At 70.9% G+C, this 13,527-nt stretch carries 16 protein-coding genes; 9 read left to right on the forward strand and 7 right to left on the reverse strand.

The genetic code is table 11. The features are described 5' to 3' along the window. Positions 1–46 precede the first annotated feature (46 nt). From rpmH to hemA, 4 genes are all read right to left on the reverse strand, one after another. Positions 47–181 (reverse strand): 50S ribosomal protein L34, encoded by a 135-nt coding sequence (gene rpmH / locus MOTC310_RS15510; RefSeq protein ID WP_007558110.1) that lies wholly within the window; start codon positions 179–181, stop codon positions 47–49. Positions 182–349: 168 nt separating this feature from the next. Then, positions 350–895, reverse strand: a complete 546-nt coding sequence (locus MOTC310_RS15515) for an adenine phosphoribosyltransferase (protein ID WP_012320444.1) — start codon at positions 893–895, stop codon at positions 350–352. Between the two features lie 70 nt (positions 896–965). Then, positions 966–1,763, reverse strand: a complete 798-nt coding sequence (locus tag MOTC310_RS15520) for an inositol monophosphatase family protein (protein ID WP_331302414.1) — start codon at positions 1,761–1,763, stop codon at positions 966–968. Positions 1,764–2,044: 281 nt separating this feature from the next. Then, positions 2,045–3,313: a 5-aminolevulinate synthase gene (hemA, locus tag MOTC310_RS15525; RefSeq protein WP_419539194.1), complete on the reverse strand. Its 1,269-nt coding sequence runs from the start codon at positions 3,311–3,313 to the stop codon at positions 2,045–2,047. Between the two features lie 348 nt (positions 3,314–3,661). Here hemA and MOTC310_RS15530 point away from each other — a divergent pair, with 348 nt between their 5' ends. Both MOTC310_RS15530 and murA read left to right on the forward strand, forming a co-directional pair. Further along, positions 3,662–3,841, forward strand: a complete 180-nt coding sequence (locus MOTC310_RS15530) for a hypothetical protein (RefSeq protein WP_331293617.1) — start codon at positions 3,662–3,664, stop codon at positions 3,839–3,841. Positions 3,842–3,927: 86 nt separating this feature from the next. Beyond that, on the forward strand, positions 3,928–5,217 hold the full coding sequence (murA, locus tag MOTC310_RS15535; protein ID WP_331293619.1) for a UDP-N-acetylglucosamine 1-carboxyvinyltransferase: 1,290 nt from the start codon (positions 3,928–3,930) through the stop codon (positions 5,215–5,217). Between the two features lie 48 nt (positions 5,218–5,265). On the opposite strand, the gene MOTC310_RS15540 is transcribed toward murA, so the two are convergent. Further along, positions 5,266–5,661, reverse strand: coding sequence for a hypothetical protein (locus MOTC310_RS15540; protein WP_331293621.1), 396 nt, complete (start codon positions 5,659–5,661; stop codon positions 5,266–5,268). Positions 5,662–5,849: 188 nt separating this feature from the next. Here MOTC310_RS15540 and MOTC310_RS15545 point away from each other — a divergent pair, with 188 nt between their 5' ends. From MOTC310_RS15545 to MOTC310_RS15560, 4 genes are read left to right on the forward strand one after another with little or no spacing between them, the layout of a single operon-like run. Further along, on the forward strand, positions 5,850–6,296 hold the full coding sequence (locus MOTC310_RS15545; RefSeq protein WP_331302415.1) for a DUF2948 family protein: 447 nt from the start codon (positions 5,850–5,852) through the stop codon (positions 6,294–6,296). Positions 6,297–6,319: 23 nt separating this feature from the next. Then, positions 6,320–7,615 carry a histidinol dehydrogenase gene (gene hisD / locus MOTC310_RS15550; RefSeq protein ID WP_331302416.1) on the forward strand — a complete coding sequence of 432 codons (1,296 nt, stop codon included), beginning with the start codon at positions 6,320–6,322 and terminating at the stop codon, positions 7,613–7,615. A gap of 10 nt (positions 7,616–7,625) precedes the next feature. Continuing rightward, positions 7,626–8,108 carry a UPF0262 family protein gene (locus tag MOTC310_RS15555; protein WP_331302417.1) on the forward strand — a complete coding sequence of 161 codons (483 nt, stop codon included), beginning with the start codon at positions 7,626–7,628 and terminating at the stop codon, positions 8,106–8,108. A 22-nt stretch (positions 8,109–8,130) separates the two neighbouring features. Next, on the forward strand, positions 8,131–8,613 hold the full coding sequence (locus MOTC310_RS15560; protein WP_331302418.1) for an arsenate-mycothiol transferase ArsC: 483 nt from the start codon (positions 8,131–8,133) through the stop codon (positions 8,611–8,613). Between the two features lie 98 nt (positions 8,614–8,711). Here MOTC310_RS15560 and MOTC310_RS15565 read toward each other — a convergent pair whose 3' ends face one another. Both MOTC310_RS15565 and MOTC310_RS15570 read right to left on the reverse strand, forming a co-directional pair. Beyond that, entirely contained in the window at positions 8,712–9,038 is a 327-nt protein-coding gene (locus tag MOTC310_RS15565) for a type 2 periplasmic-binding domain-containing protein (protein ID WP_331302419.1), read from the reverse strand. Between the two features lie 103 nt (positions 9,039–9,141). After that, positions 9,142–9,816 (reverse strand): transglutaminase-like cysteine peptidase, encoded by a 675-nt coding sequence (locus tag MOTC310_RS15570; RefSeq protein ID WP_419539908.1) that lies wholly within the window; start codon positions 9,814–9,816, stop codon positions 9,142–9,144. A 250-nt stretch (positions 9,817–10,066) separates the two neighbouring features. On the opposite strand from MOTC310_RS15570, the gene MOTC310_RS15575 reads away from it, so the two are divergent. The 3 genes from MOTC310_RS15575 to MOTC310_RS15585 all read left to right on the forward strand — a co-directional run bounded on the left by MOTC310_RS15575 (position 10,067) and on the right by MOTC310_RS15585 (position 13,346). Continuing rightward, complete coding sequence (locus MOTC310_RS15575; protein WP_331293627.1) at positions 10,067–10,636, forward strand: c-type cytochrome, methanol metabolism-related; 570 nt, start codon at positions 10,067–10,069, stop codon at positions 10,634–10,636. A gap of 164 nt (positions 10,637–10,800) precedes the next feature. Next, on the forward strand, positions 10,801–12,003 hold the full coding sequence (locus MOTC310_RS15580) for an FIST signal transduction protein (RefSeq protein WP_331302420.1): 1,203 nt from the start codon (positions 10,801–10,803) through the stop codon (positions 12,001–12,003). Beyond that, complete coding sequence (locus tag MOTC310_RS15585; protein WP_331302421.1) at positions 12,000–13,346, forward strand: ATP-binding response regulator; 1,347 nt, start codon at positions 12,000–12,002, stop codon at positions 13,344–13,346. The genes MOTC310_RS15580 and MOTC310_RS15585 overlap by 4 nt, the downstream gene beginning before the upstream one ends. Positions 13,347–13,527: the final 181 nt, after the last annotated feature.

Consider the following 13,527-nt stretch of genomic DNA (forward strand, 5'->3'; position numbering starts at 1 on the left):
CGTGGCGCGGATGCTTGGAGGCGTCCGCGCCGGCGAGGATCAGGCCTCAGGCCGACAGGCGCTTGCGGCCGTGGGCGCGACGGCGCGCGATGACCTTACGGCCGCCGGCGGTGGCCATGCGCGCACGGAAACCGTGACGGCGCTTACGGACGAGCTTGCTCGGCTGGTAGGTTCTCTTCATGGCTCAGAGCCTTCAAAGGTCGAGGCGCGCTCGCGGGCAGCTATTGCTGCACCCGACCTTCACGCGTCCTGGTTGTCTGCAAACACGAAGGGCGCCCATGAGGGGCGCCACGTCGCGAGTGGCGGGCTTATGGCGGATGGTCCCCGCGAAGTCAACGTTTCGCGGGCCTCAATGACCCTCGAACTGCATGAGGGTGCGCACCTCGACGCCCAGGTCGCGCAGGCGTTGCGCGCCGCCGATCTCGGGCAGGTCGATGACGAAGCAGGCCGCCACGATCTCGGCACCGATCTTCTGGAGCAGGTTCACGGCCGCGATCGCGGTGCCGCCTGTGGCGATCAGGTCGTCGACCAGCAGCACCTTGTCGCCCGGCCGGACGGCGTCGACGTGGATCTCGATCTCGTCGGTGCCGTACTCGAGGGCGTAGGCCATCGACACGGTCTTGTGGGGGAGCTTGCCCTTCTTGCGGATCGGCACGAAGCCGCAGGAGAGCTGGTGGGCGATGGCCCCGCCGAGGATGAAGCCCCGGGCCTCGATGCCGGCGACCTGGTGGATCTGCCCGCCGGCGTAGGGATGCACCAGGGCGTCCACCGCCCGCCGGAAGGCGCGCGGGTCGCTCAGCAGGGTGGTGATGTCGCGGAAGATGATCCCCGGCTTCGGGTAATCAGGAATCGAGCGGACCGATTCCTTCAGCGCGACGTGGCGGCGGGCTTCCATGCGTTCGGCCTTCCGTGGAGAAGAGCGGGCTTAAAGCAGAAGCCCGGCGCCCTGACCAGTTCGCGGCGGCTCAGCCCACCTGGACCTTCTTGAGGATGGCGACGAGCTCCCGGTGCAGCTCCTCGTTACCGCAGGCCACCGAGCGGGGCGCCAGCGGCTCGGCCGCGCCGTCCGCCGAGCTCACGAAGCCGCCGGCCTCGCGCACCAGGATCACGCCGGCGGCGAAGTCGTAGGTCTGGAGGTCGCGCTCCCAGTAGGCGTCGAGGCGCCCGCAGGCGACGTAGGCCATGTCGAGGGCCGCCGAACCCATCCGGCGCGTGCCGCCGGCCACCGCCATCACGGCGCCGAGCTCGCGCAGGAGGCGCGGATGGCTGCCGCGGCCGAGATAGGGCGTCCCGTACCCGACCAGCGCGTCGGCCATGTCCTGGCGGCCGGAGACGCGCAGGCGCCGGTTGTTGAGGTAGGCGCCCTTGCCGCGCTCCGCGACGAACAGCTCGTCCTTGATCGGGTCGAAGATCACGCCGGCCACGATCTGACCCTCGCGCTCGAGGCCGACCGAGACCGCGAAATGCGGCACGCCGTGCAGGAAGTTCGACGTGCCGTCGAGGGGATCGACGTGCCAGGTGTGGCTCTTGTCTGTGCCCTCGATGATCCCGTTCTCCTCGAGCACGAGGCTGTAGCCCGGACGCGCCTTCATCAGGGCGTCGCGCAGCACCTCCTCGGCCTTGCGGTCGGCCGCGGAGACGAAGTCGCCCGGACCTTTGCGCGAGACCTGCAGGTTCTCGACCTCGCCGTAGTCGCGGCGCAGGCCGCGCGCGGCCTTGCGCACGGCGTCGACCATGACGGTCATGAGCGGGGAAGAGATCATAGGCGGGCTTTTCGCGGATGAGGATTGGTGCCGTCGTTACAGGGCGGCGCCGGAAAAGACGAGATGGGGACCGGACATGGAAGCGGTGCGGGCGGCTTACGCAGCGCGAAGCCGCGCAGTCAGGCCGGCCTCAGCACGCCGTTGCGCCCCCTCTCCGCGAGCGGAGCGAAGCGACCCGGAGACGCCATATCCGCCGACGGCCTGCTGCTTTGGATCGCTTCGCTCCGCTCGCAAAGACGGGCGCTCGCAACACAGCCTGTCGCGGGACGGCGGCGCGGATCCTACTCCGCGGCCTCGACGAAGACGGTGCCGGCGCGGGGCAGGTCCAGCGCTTCCCAGGTCTCGCCGAGCGCCGCGGCGAGGCGCTCGATATGCGCCGCGTCGTGGAACGGCGACGGCGTGATCCGCAGCCGCTCGGTGCCGCGCGGCACCGTCGGGTAGTTGATGGGCTGGATGTAGATCGCGTGGTGCTCGAGCAGATGGTCGGCCGCGGCCTTGCACAGCTCGGCATCGCCCACCATCACCGGCACGATGTGCGTCTCGGTCTCCAGTACCGGCAGCCCCGCCGCGGTCAGCGCCGCCTTCGTGGCCGCCGCCTGCCGCTGATGCGCCTCGCGCTCCGCGCTCGACCGCTTGAGGTAGCGCACCGACGCCCGCGCCGCCGCCGCCACCGCCGGCGGCAGCGCGGTCGTGAAGATGAAGCCCGGCGCGAAGCTGCGCACCGCGTCGCAGATCGCCGCCGAGGCGGTGATGTAGCCGCCCACGCAGCCGAAACCCTTTGCCAGCGTCCCCTCGATCACGTCGACCCGGTGCATGACGCCGTCGCGCTCGGCGATGCCGCCGCCGCGCGGTCCGTAGAGGCCGACGGCGTGGACCTCGTCGAGGTAGGTCATCGCGCCGTAGCGGTCGGCCAGGTCGCAGATCGCGCCGATCGGCGCCACGTCGCCGTCCATCGAGTAGACCGACTCGAACACGATCAGCTTGGGCCGGTCGCCGGCCTGCCGCAGCAACTCCTCGAGATGCGCGAGGTCGTTGTGGCGGAAGATCGTCTTGGCGCAGCCGGAATGACGCACGCCCTCGATCATCGAGTTGTGGTTGAAGGCGTCCGACAGGATCAGGCAGTCGGGGATGAGTTTGGCGATGGTCGAGATGCCGGCCTGGTTCGAGACGTAGCCGGAGGTGAAGACGAGGCCGGCCTCCTTACCGTGCAGGTCGGCGAGCTCGCGCTCCAGGTCGACCAGCGGCGAGGTGTTGCCGGCGATGTTGCGGGTGCCGCCGGCGCCGACGCCGCAGCGGGCGGCGGTCTCGGTCATGGCGGCGACTACCTCCTTGTGCTGGCCCATGCCGAGGTAGTCGTTGGAGCACCACACGGTGATCTCCGTGGTCTTGCCGTCCGGCTGGCGCCACTTGGCGGTCGGGAAACGCCCCGAGATCCGCTCGATGTCGGCGAACACACGGTACCGCCGTTCCCCGTGCAGCTGATCCAGGGCCCCGCGGAAGTAGCGCTCGTAGCCGGATCCGGCGCGCGTCGATCCCGCTTGGGCGAGCATCGTGCTGGGCATCCGGGTGACGGTCATCGAGCGTCCTTCGCGTGTTCGGCCGCGCGGGCGACACCGCGTGAGCGGCGTCTCAGTCCCGCGATCCAGGTCCGGCCTGGGTCCAGTCCTTCGCGTGAGAGCCGCAAGATACGCGCGGATCTGGAACTGGTTCAAGGTAAGGTTCCGACATCGCAGCGTTGCATCCGTTGAGAGGCCCGCTTGAACCCGCTAGCGTCCGGGACGATCTTCCGGCCCAAACTTGGTCTTCGCCCCCCTGCAACAGCTCATGTCTCCAACTGCACATGGCTCATCCGGCGTGGACCGGTCGGCCCCAACCTTGCGGCGACCAAGGGTCGCGCCGTGACGGATCCCAGGGACGAGCGGGCGGAGCGTCTCAAGGCCGCGCTGCGCCAGAACCTGCGCCGCCGCAAGGCACAGGGTCGCGGGCGCGCCGAAGCGAGACCGTCACCGGGCGCGGATCAGTCCTGCGCGCGTGAATCTGACGGAAGCGGTCCTGATTCCGACAAATCCGGTCTATAGGGCACGGCCAAGCCTGGGCGCTGTCGCGCCCGCGATCAGCATGGCCGGCCGCGCGACCTCGCGGATGCGCCGCCCGAGGACACACGATGGACCGCATCCACATCACCGGCGGCGCGCCGCTCAACGGCGTGATCCCGATCTCGGGCGCCAAGAACGCGGCGCTGCCGCTGATGATCGCGAGCCTGCTCACCGGCGAGACGCTCGAGCTGATCAACGTGCCGCGGCTCGCCGACATCGCCGCGCTGACGCGGATCCTCGGCAACCACGGCGTGGACCACATGGTCGTGGGCAAGCGCCCCGGTCAGACCACCGAGACGGGCCAGACCATCCGGCTCACCGCCTCGAACGTCATCGACACCACGGCGCCCTACGAGCTGGTCTCGACCATGCGGGCGAGCTTCTGGGTGGTCGCGCCGCTGCTCGCCCGGTTCGGCGAGGCCAAGGTGTCGCTGCCCGGCGGCTGCGCCATCGGCACCCGTCCGGTCGACCTGCTGATCATGGCCCTGGAGAAGCTCGGGGCCGCGATCGAGATCGACGCCGGCTACGTCGTCGCCAAGACCAAGAACGGCCTGCGCGGCGCCGAGATCGCCTTCCCGAAGGTGACCGTGGGCGGCACGCACGTGGCGCTGATGGCCGCCGCCCTGGCCTACGGGACCACGGTGATCGAGAACGCCGCCCGCGAGCCGGAGGTGGTCGACCTCGCGGAGTGCCTGAACAAGATGGGCGCCAAGATCCGCGGCGCCGGCACGCCGCGGATCGAGATTGAGGGCGTAGCCCGCCTGAACGGCGCTCGCCACGAGGTCCTGCCCGACCGGATCGAGACCGGCACCTACGCCATGGCGGTAGCGATGGCTGGCGGCGACGTCGTGCTCAAGGACACGCGGGCCGATCTGCTCCACTCGGCCCTCGACGTCCTGTCGACCACGGGCGCGGAGATCACCCAGGTCGAGGGCGGGATCCGCGTGCGCCGCAACGGCGCCGGCATCGCGGCGGTCGACGTCACCACCGACCCGTTCCCGGGGTTCCCCACGGATCTTCAGGCGCAGTTCATGGCGCTGATGACGCTGGCGAAGGGCCAGTCGCACATCCGCGAGACGATCTTCGAGAACCGGTTCATGCACGTGCAGGAGCTGGCCCGCCTCGGCGCGAAGATCCGCCTCGAGGGCGACCTCGCCATCGTCGAGGGCGTGGACCGGCTGAAGGGCGCCCCCGTGATGGCGACCGACCTGCGCGCCTCGGTCTCCCTGGTCATCGCGGGCCTCGCCGCCGAGGGCGAGACCCAGATCAACCGGGTCTACCATCTCGATCGCGGCTTCGAGGCGCTGGAGGCCAAGCTCGGCCGCTGCGGCGCGCAGATCGAGCGCGTCCGGGCCTGAGCGGCCGCGCTCGGTCCGAGCCGGCCGGCGCGCGGCGACACCTGAGGCTCAGTCCTCGATCTGCCCGCGCCTGTAGCCGAAGCCGGGGATCTCGCAGCCGCAGGGCGCGTCGGGAGGCCCCGGGCGCACCCTGCACGTGCCGCGGGCCGTCACGCAGACGCTGTCGTCCCACTGGCGCCCGAAGTCGCCGCGCCAGCGCGGGCCGCGCCTGTCGTACGCATCGTCGACTGGCGGCGGGGGCGGACGCCAGCCATACCCGTCATCCGCGGGCGGAGGCGGCGGACGCCCGCCGGGCGGCGGCGGTGCGTAGAGATCCCGATCCGGCGCCGGACGACCGTAGATGTAGGGCCGCGCGTCCGGACCGACCTGCGCGACGGCGGGTCCGGCCGCCTGCAGCCCGACGGCCAGCACCGCCACAACCGCGCGCTCGGTGAGTGCCGCCATATGAGACCCTGCCCCGGCTCGTCCGCCGGCGCGTCTAAACGGCGACGCTGGCCCGAGCCTGTGCCCGGCCGGGATCGCGATCCCCAGACCAGCCGTTGCCCGAACGGGGCCGCGCCGCTACCTACGCCGTGCCGCGGACCGGCCCTCGCCGCCCGACCCGCGCCCCGTATTCCCCGAGGACCCACTGCATGGAGCTGCTCAGGCTCGCCGCCCTCGACACCGAGGACCTGACTGTGATCTCGGCCCATCTGCAGGACGCGATCCTGCGGCCGCAGGATCTGACCTACCTCGCGGGCGAGCGGCGCTTCCTGATGGCCGTGCGCCGCTTCGACTGGACGCCGAACGTCCCGCCGCGTCGGCGCCTCGCCGGCCTGCATGTCGAGCGCGTTCTGGGCGTGAAGAGCCGCGGCCTGACGCCGGACGACGCCACGCCCATGAGCCTGCTCGCCCTCACCTTCGAGCCGACGGACGCGCCCTCCGGGCATATCGACCTCGTCTTCTCCGGCGGCGCAGCCCTGCGGTTGGAGGTCGAGTGCATCGAGGTCCGGATGAAGGATCTCGGCCCGGTCTGGGAATCGGCGAACCGTCCCGGGCACGACATCGACACCGATACGGCCGCCGGCTCGGCGGCCTGACGCGAGACAGAAGGCACCCCGAGATGGTCCGGCTCGACAGCAGCGATCCGAATTTTGCCGGCGCCTTCGCGCGCCTCCTGACGGCGAAGCGCGAGATCGCCGAGGATGTGGACGAGGCGGTGCGCGGCATCATCGCCGACGTCGTGGCCCGCGGGGACGAGGCGCTGGTCGATTTCACGCGGCGCTTCGACCGGCTCGGCGCCGACTTCTCCGCCGCGCAGCTGCGGGTCACGGACGCGGAGATCGAAGCGGCCGTCGCGGCCTGCCCGCCGGACTCGCTGGAGGCCCTGCGCCTCGCCGCCGAGCGGATCGAGAGCTTCCACCGGGCCCAGCGGCCCGCCGATCACCGGGCCACCGACGCCCTCGGTGTCACGGCCGGATGGCGCTGGACCGCGCTGGAATCGGTCGGCCTCTACGTCCCGGGCGGCACCGCGAGCTACCCCTCCTCGGTGTTGATGAACGCGCTGCCCGCCCGCGTCGCCGGGGTGCCGCGCCTCGTCATGGTGGTGCCCACCCCCGACGGCCAGATGAATCCGCTGGTCCTGGCCGCCGCGCAGCTCTCCGGCGTCCACGAGGTCTACCGGGTGGGCGGTGCCCAGGCGGTCGCGGCCCTCGCCTACGGGACTGCCACGATCGCTCCCGTGGCCAAGGTCGTCGGACCCGGGAATGCCTGGGTGGCGGCGGCCAAGCGCCGGGTCTTCGGCCAGGTCGGGATCGACATGATCGCCGGCCCCTCCGAGGTGCTGATCCTGGCGGACGGCCACGCCAACCCCGACTGGATCGCCGCCGACCTGCTGGCCCAGGCCGAGCATGACGTAGCCGCCCAGGCGATCCTGATCACCGACAGCGCCGAACTCGCCGGCGCCGTCGAGGGGGCGGTCGAGCGCGCGCTGACCACCCTGCCCCGCCAGGAGATCGCCCGGGCGAGCTGGCGCGACTACGGCGCCGTCATCCGGGTCCGCACCTTCGACGAGGCCGTGCCGCTGGTCGACCGCCTCGCACCCGAACACCTGGAGATCGAGACGCAGGACGCGGAGGCGCTCGCCGCCAAGGTGCGCAATGCCGGCGCGATCTTCCTCGGCTCGCACACGCCGGAGGCGATCGGCGACTATGTCGGCGGACCCAACCACGTCCTGCCGACTGCGCGCTCGGCCCGGTTCTCGTCGGGGCTCGGAGTCCTCGACTTCATGAAGCGGACGACGATCCTCGCCTGCACGCCGGAGAGCTTGCGGGCGCTCGGCCCGGCAGCGATAAACCTCGGCCGGTCCGAGGGCCTGGAGGGGCATGCCCGCTCCGTCGCGATCCGGTTGAACCTGTGAGGTTTTGGGGATGGCGGAGAAGCAGCGCGGGCCGAACCGCCTCGCGAAGGTGAGCCTGGACGAGGCGTCCATCGCCCGCGGCAATCCGGATCAGGAGCACGAGCGGGCGATCGCGCTCTTCGACATCCTGGAGGACAATTCCTTCACGATCCCCGGGCGGGAGGGGCCCTACGCGCTGACGCTCGGCCTCGTCGAGAACAAGCTGTCCTTCGCCATCGCCACGGTGGACGGCGAGCCGGTGATGACGCACCTCCTCTCGCTGACGCCGTTCCGGCGGGTGATCCGCGACTACGAGATGATCTGCGAGAGCTACTACAACGCGATCCGCACCGCCTCACCGTCGCAGATCGAGGCGATCGACATGGGCCGACGGGGCCTGCACAACGAGGCGTCCGAGACGCTCAAGCAGCGGCTCGATGGGAAGGTCGACCTCGACCACGACACGGCGCGCCGCCTGTTCACCCTGATCTTCGCGCTGCACTGGAAGGGCTAGGCGCCCTCCGCGCCGACCGGCGATGGCAGAGCCCGCTCCCGAGCCTCCTCCCGACGCTTCCCCGAGGAAGCGGCGGGTGCAGTCCGTCCTGTTCATGTGCAACTACAACGCCGTGCGCTCCGTGGCGGCGGAAGCGATCGCGCGCGCCTATTTCGGCAAGTCCACCTACGTGCAGTCGGCCGGTGTGCGCTCCGGCGAGCCAACCGACCCGTTCATGATCGCGGCTCTCGACGAGGTCGGGATCGACGCGAGCCGGCATCGCCCCCGCACCATCGAGGAACTCGAGGATTGGGAGGGGCTGAACTTCGACCTGATCATCACGCTGGCGCCGGAGGCGCATCACCGGGCACTCGCCCTGACGCACACGCTCGCGGCCGATGTCGAGTACTGGCCGACCCCAGACCCGACGCTGGTCCAGGACGCGTCCCGCGAGCAGCGCCTCGACGCCTACCGCGACGTCCGCGACGGGCTGACCCGGCGGATCAAGGCTCGGCTCAAAACCTAGGCGGGCGGCTTCTCGCCTGACACTCTGCCGTCGCCGGGCGGCGGATGGCCGCTGCCGCGCCCGCGGAATCTCGAGCGCGGTTCCAGCGGTCCGCTGTATCAGCCGCGATCGCCCACCAGCCAAGCCCGGATCCGGCCGGCGAGGAGCGGCCGGGCGCGAACGACGTCTTCGCCGTCGAGGAGCGGCGAGGCTGCGAGGGTCGCGAGATAGGCGTCCTCGGCGGCCCGGCAGGTCCGGAAGGCGGCGTCGGCGGCGAGATCCCGGTCGGTCAGCGCGGCCTGGATTTGGAAGTTGCGGCTGACGCAATCGCGCCACGCCGCGTGGCGGAGTTCGGTCTCGCTCGCGGCGCGCGCGGTGCCGCAGGCAGCGGCGACGAGGACGACAGCGAGAAGCGGGACCGGCGTCACGTTGCGGGCTCGCGGCATCGTTAAGGCACTCCGTCACCCGACAGAGTGGTGCCGCACGGTTAGCAATCCGTTAAGGAACCGCGCCAGCGGCCTGGGTTCCACCGCCGGCCGTGTGCCTTGTTCACCGGTTGGCGGTCGTGACTGGGGATGTGACGCCGCCGAGGGAGACCCAGGCGACGGCGTCCTGGCTCTCGCGCTTGATGAACACGTAGCCGGTCTTGTGCCAGGGCAGGATCGCGTTGGTCTTGTTGTCGAGCACCAGATCGCCCCGGTCGGTGATCAGCGTCAGCACGGCGTGACCCTCGCCCTTCTCGTCGATCACCACGGTCATGCGCATCGCCCGCCGCGGCAGCCCGGCCTCGGCCAGCATGTGGCGCTTGAGCAGCTGGAAGTCCTCGCAGTCGCCGATGCCGTCCTCGGCCAAGTCCCAGCGGTCGGCCACGTGCAGGTGGTCCTGGTCGGTCATCGGCTCGACCGCCTTGTTGACCCGCCGGTTCACCGACACGATCGTCGCCCAGGTCGCGGGCGTCAGGCTGATCCGGGCCGGCTCGCCCCGGTCCAGCGCGCACTCGGCCGCGTAATTCTGGCAGAACGTCACCCAGGCCGCGATCGGCTTGGCGTCGCCCTGCACCCGGGCGCCGGCCTCGGTGGGCAGGCTGGCCAGCGTCTGCGCCTGAGCCGGGGCGCCCAGACCCGCGACGGCGAGAGCCGCCAGGGCCGTCCGGCGGCTCCAAGAGAGCCGACGCGAGGCGGGTCCCTTGACCAGTCCCTGCATCATGGAAACCGCGAACCGCATCGCCGGGACCCAACCGTTAAGCTCTCGTTAACGAAAGCTCTCACGCCGGCGGGCCGGCGGCAATCCGCCGATTAACAAAAGGTTAATGCTGTGCGCAACGCGGATAAGCGCACTATCGGCCGGTCATCGTGACGCTCACCGGCCGTGCGCGAAAACGTGAAGGCGCACCAAGGTGTTCTCGGACGAGGTGCGCCGTTATCCCGGCGCCGCGCCACCGAGAACATGCCTGTGGGCGGCAGGAGGATGTCGTATGCGGTGCGTTGCAGACAGAGTGGCCAGCCTCGTCCTGGCCGGGCTCGCAGCCGGAACCCTGGGGATGCTGCCGGCCTCCGCCGCAGCGCCGACGGCCGCCCCGCCCGCGGCCGACCTGAAGAGCGAGGGACCGACGCAGCCGGCCAAGGTCCAGGACGGCCAGTACACCGACAAGAACGGTGATCCGACCTACCACATCACGGAGGGCGGCAAGAAGGTCGACTGGTACACCATGTCCGGCTACGTGCGGTACAGCGCGAATTGCTTGGCCTGCCACGGGCCGGACGGGATGGGCTCGACCTACGCGCCGTCCCTGGTCGACGCTCTCAAGGGCATGGACTACGCGCACTTCGCCGGCATCGTCGTGGGCGGCAAGCGGGACGTGAACGCCTCGCAGGAGCTGGTCATGCCGGCCTTCGGCGAGAACAAGAACGTCATGTGCTACCTGCCGGACATCTACACCTATCTCCGCGCCCGCTCCGACGGGGCGATCGGCCGCGGCCGGCCGGCGGACCACGAGGCCAAGCCCGCGGCCTTCGAGAAGGCCGAGGATGCCTGCATGAAGTGAGTGCCCGCCCTCCGGTCCGGGATCGCGGGTGAACCCGATCGGGGGGCAGCACGCCCCGTTGCACCGCTCGGTTGCGCACGACATACTCCGCGCAAGACGCTGAAGAGCGGGCGCCAAGCCTGCCGAGGGGGTCGCAGGGGGTGAACGTGGCTCAAGGATCGGGAGTGCGCCGCCATCTGTGCGGCATCTGGACGGCCTGGACGGATGCGGCCGAGGCCGCCGAGGCGGCCGCAGAGATCGCCCGCGCCGTCGGTGCCTCCGCCCTGTCCCAGATCGTCGCGTTCTTCTCCGCCGATTACGACGCCGAGATCCTGGCCCGGGCGCTGGAGACCCGGTTCCCCGGCGTGCCGGTCGCCGGCTGCTCGATGTCGGGCGGCATCGTCCCGGCCGGCGGCCTCGATCGCGGCCTCGTCGTCATCGCGTTCCCGGCCGAGCGTTTCCGGATCGTATCGACCGTCCTCGACGCCATCGACCACCTCGACGTGGAGCGGACCGCGTCGGCGGTGCGGGCGCTGCGCCGGACCCTCGACCCGCTGGACCGGTGCCGCGAGGGCGATGCGGCCGCGACGGGCCACCGCTTCGCCCTGTCGCTGATCGACGGGCTCGCCAATGCCGAGGAGACGGTGGTGTCGGCGATCGCCTGGGCGCTCGACGGCATCCCGATCGTCGGCGGCTCGGCCGGCGACGACCTGCGCTTCCGCGACGCCGTCATGCTCCACGGCGGGCAGATCCACCGCAAGGCGGCGGTCCTGGTGCTCGTCGAGACCGACTTCTCGGTGGAGATCTTCAAGAGCGACAATTTCGAGCCGACGCGGACCAAGTTCGTGGTCACCGCGTCGGACGGCGAGCGCCGCACCGTGCACGAGCTCAACGCCGAGCCGGCGGCCCGGGAATACGCGATGGCGATCGGCCTCGATCCCGAGAACCTGTCGCCGATGAGCTTCGCCGCCTACCCGCTCGCCGTGAAGGTGGGCGGTGAGTATTTCTGCCGCTCGATCCGGCGGATGAACGAGGACGGCTCGCTCAGCTTCTTCTGTGCGGTGGACGAGGGCGTGGTGCTCACCCTCGCCGAGCCGCGCGACATCGTCGCCTCCACCCGGGCGGAGCTGGCCCGCCTCGACGCCGTGCTCGGCGGCGTCGACCTGATCATCGGCTTCGAGTGCGTGCTCCGCCGCCTCGACGCCGAGAGCCGGCAGGTGCGCCACGGGATCGCCGATCTCTACCGCCGCTACAACGTCGTCGGCTTCGAGACCTTCGGCGAGCAGTACCGGGCCATGCACCTGAACCAGACCTTCACCGGCATCGCCATCGGCAAGACCCTGGCCGCGGGAGCGCCGGGCGCGGTAATTGCCCCGGTCGCGTCGTGACCCTGCACCCGAACGGCCTCGAGACCGACGCCTCCCTGCACCGGCGGATCGAGAAGCTCGAGCGCATCAACGCCGCGCTGATGTCCCATGTCGAGCGCTCCATGGATCAGCGGGGGAGCGCCTACTCGCTGTTCCAGACGGCGATCATGCTTGAAGGTCGCGTCCGCACCCGCACCGAGGAACTGACCGGGCTGATGCACCGGCTGGAGCGCTCCAACGAGGCGCTGGCCGCCGCCAAGGAGGAGGCCGAGACCGCCAACCGCTCCAAGACCCGGTTCCTGGCGGCGGCGAGCCACGACCTGCTGCAGCCGGTCAACGCCGCCCGCCTGTCGATCTCGGCGCTCGCCGACCTCGACGTGCCGCCGGAAGCGCGCGCCATTGCGGGACAGGTGGAGCGGGGTCTGCAGACTATCGAGGATCTGATCAAGACGCTGCTCGACATCTCGAAGCTCGATGCCGGGATCGTCCGACCGCAGCTTCAACCGGTCTTCCTGCCCGACCTGCTGGCGGAACTCGCGGAGAGCTTCAAGCCGTTCGCGCAGCGCAAGGGTCTGCGGCTGTCGGTGCGTTGTCCGGACGTGACCGTCACCAGCGACGTGGTCCTCCTGCAGCGGATCCTCCAGAACCTCGTCTCCAACGCCGTCCGCTACACCCGCACCGGCGGGATCGTCCTGGCGGCCCGGCGCCGGTCCGGCGCCGTCCGGATCGAGGTGACCGATACGGGCTGCGGCATCGCCGCCGAGGAATGCGACCTCGTCTTCGACGAGTTCTTCCGCGGCGGCGACCGGACCGGCAGCGGCGAGGAGCCGGGCCTCGGCCTCGGCCTCTCGATCGTCCGCCGCATGGCCCTGGCCCTCGATCATCCCCTGCGGCTGCGCTCCCGGATCGGACACGGCACACGGGTCGCGCTGACGCTGCCCATGAGCGCGGCCCCCGCCGCCGCGGCCCCGCCCGCCCCGGTGGCGACGCGGCTGTCGGGAGCCCACGTCCTCGTCGTGGAGAACGATGCCTCCACGGCCGACGCCCTCGCACGTCTCCTCCAGAACTGGGATGCCAAGGTCTCGACCTTCCGCGACCTCGCGGGGGTGCGGGCCGCAGTCGAGGCCGGCGCCGCGGCGCCGAACATCCTGGTGCTCGACTACCATCTCGACGACGGCGCCTGCGGTCTCGACGTGGCGGCCTATCTCCGGGCACTGCGATCCGACCCGCTCCCGGTCATCGTCACCACCGCCGACCATTCCAGCGCAGTCGAGGATCGGGTCACGGCCGCCGGGGCGGAACTCGTGCACAAGCCGATCAAGCCGGCCCAGCTCCGCTCCCTGCTCACCTACATGCTGGCTTGAATTCGATCGGGACCCACGCGCGCCGCCCGCTTTCGGACGGATCGAGCACCGGATCCGCCATCCAGCACGCCTCCCTCGCGTGGCTCGCGCCCGACACAGACAAACCTGACCGCGCCGTGACATAGGACACATGGCGGCCCTCGACGGGCTTCCGCGCCTGCGCGACAGGGAGCATCCCCCG

This window comes from Methylobacterium oryzae (assembly GCF_036441375.1).
GTDB lineage: Bacteria > Pseudomonadota > Alphaproteobacteria > Rhizobiales > Beijerinckiaceae > Methylobacterium > Methylobacterium oryzae_A.

What these genes read in the sequence shown, in the direction of transcription:
- rpmH (WP_007558110.1), bottom strand. Translation starts at nt 181, where the DNA reads ATGAAGAGAACCTACCAGCCGAGCAAGCTCGTCCGTAAGCGCCGTCAC.
- MOTC310_RS15515 (WP_012320444.1), bottom strand. Translation starts at nt 895, where the DNA reads ATGGAAGCCCGCCGCCACGTCGCGCTGAAGGAATCGGTCCGCTCGATT.
- MOTC310_RS15520 (WP_331302414.1), bottom strand. Translation starts at nt 1,763, where the DNA reads ATGATCTCTTCCCCGCTCATGACCGTCATGGTCGACGCCGTGCGCAAG.
- hemA (WP_419539194.1), bottom strand. Translation starts at nt 3,313, where the DNA reads ATGCTCGCCCAAGCGGGATCGACGCGCGCCGGATCCGGCTACGAGCGC.
- murA (WP_331293619.1), top strand. Translation starts at nt 3,928, where the DNA reads ATGGACCGCATCCACATCACCGGCGGCGCGCCGCTCAACGGCGTGATC.
- MOTC310_RS15540 (WP_331293621.1), bottom strand. Translation starts at nt 5,661, where the DNA reads ATGGCGGCACTCACCGAGCGCGCGGTTGTGGCGGTGCTGGCCGTCGGG.
- MOTC310_RS15545 (WP_331302415.1), top strand. Translation starts at nt 5,850, where the DNA reads ATGGAGCTGCTCAGGCTCGCCGCCCTCGACACCGAGGACCTGACTGTG.
- hisD (WP_331302416.1), top strand. Translation starts at nt 6,320, where the DNA reads ATGGTCCGGCTCGACAGCAGCGATCCGAATTTTGCCGGCGCCTTCGCG.
- MOTC310_RS15555 (WP_331302417.1), top strand. Translation starts at nt 7,626, where the DNA reads ATGGCGGAGAAGCAGCGCGGGCCGAACCGCCTCGCGAAGGTGAGCCTG.
- MOTC310_RS15560 (WP_331302418.1), top strand. Translation starts at nt 8,131, where the DNA reads ATGGCAGAGCCCGCTCCCGAGCCTCCTCCCGACGCTTCCCCGAGGAAG.
- MOTC310_RS15565 (WP_331302419.1), bottom strand. Translation starts at nt 9,038, where the DNA reads ATGCCGCGAGCCCGCAACGTGACGCCGGTCCCGCTTCTCGCTGTCGTC.
- MOTC310_RS15570 (WP_419539908.1), bottom strand. Translation starts at nt 9,816, where the DNA reads ATGCGGTTCGCGGTTTCCATGATGCAGGGACTGGTCAAGGGACCCGCC.
- MOTC310_RS15575 (WP_331293627.1), top strand. Translation starts at nt 10,067, where the DNA reads ATGCGGTGCGTTGCAGACAGAGTGGCCAGCCTCGTCCTGGCCGGGCTC.